2 protein-coding genes are annotated in these 857 nt (G+C 47.5%); both read left to right on the top strand.

Annotation, left to right across the window (positions count from 1 at the left end):
• Window positions 1–447 (top strand): condensation domain-containing protein (locus IEV46_RS17825; RefSeq protein WP_229736219.1); only part of this gene is annotated, 447 nt, incomplete at its 5' end.
• Window positions 448–463: 16 nt separating this feature from the next.
• A partial coding sequence (locus tag IEV46_RS17830; protein WP_229736220.1) for a condensation domain-containing protein occupies window positions 464–857 on the top strand: 394 nt, incomplete at its 3' end.

Here is an 857-nt window from a genome sequence, read left to right on the forward strand (position 1 = left end):
ACAGTGATCAAGGAAGTGAAGGAGACTTTGCGCCGGGTGCCCCATAAAGGGGTGGGGTATGGAGTCCGGCGGTATCTGCAGGGGAAGAGAGGGAAAGTCCAACCCAGGATCGGCTTCAACTACCTGGGAAGTTTTGAACAGGAAGCCGAATCGGGGATGCCTGTCGGGACCATGATTGCTTCCGGGAATGTGTTGGAGGAAGATTTGGACCTTACTGCGGTAGTGGTGAAAAATCAACTTCACCTCCGGATTGCTTACCATTCCCATCTGTTTCATGCTGCAACCATCCAACGGTTGGCTTCGGGAATGGTTCGACACTTGCTACGACTGACGAAGCATTGTCTTGCAAAAGATCGTTCTGAGTACACGCCCAGTGACTTCAGCGAAAAGGATCTGACCCTTGACGAGTTGGAAGATGTATTTGAAATCTTTGAAGGAAAAAAATGAGAAGGGGTGTCACAGCGTGTTCGATCGTGAAAATATTCAGGATCTGTATCGGTTGTCACCCACACAGGAAGGGATTCTATTTCACTATTTGAATGACCCCGGAAGTCAGGCTTATTTTGATCAAACCTGTTTTCATTTGACGGGAAAAGTATCTGAGATTGATCTTGAAAAAGCCTATCAGATGCTGGTTTCAAAGTATGATGTACTTCGCACTGTTTTCTTGCATAAAAAAATGACAAAACCGCTTCAAGTGGTGATGAAAAAACGGAAGGCTTGCCTGCAGGTGGAGAACCTGAGGGGATTATCCCCCGAGGAACAGGAACAGCGACTGGAAGAAATCAAGAGAGAAGACCGGGAGAGAGGATTTGACCTCTCCCGGGACTTGCTCTTTCGACTGACATTGGTCCAAT

This window comes from Kroppenstedtia guangzhouensis, assembly GCF_014637345.1.
Lineage (GTDB): Bacteria > Bacillota > Bacilli > Thermoactinomycetales > DSM-45169 > Kroppenstedtia > Kroppenstedtia guangzhouensis.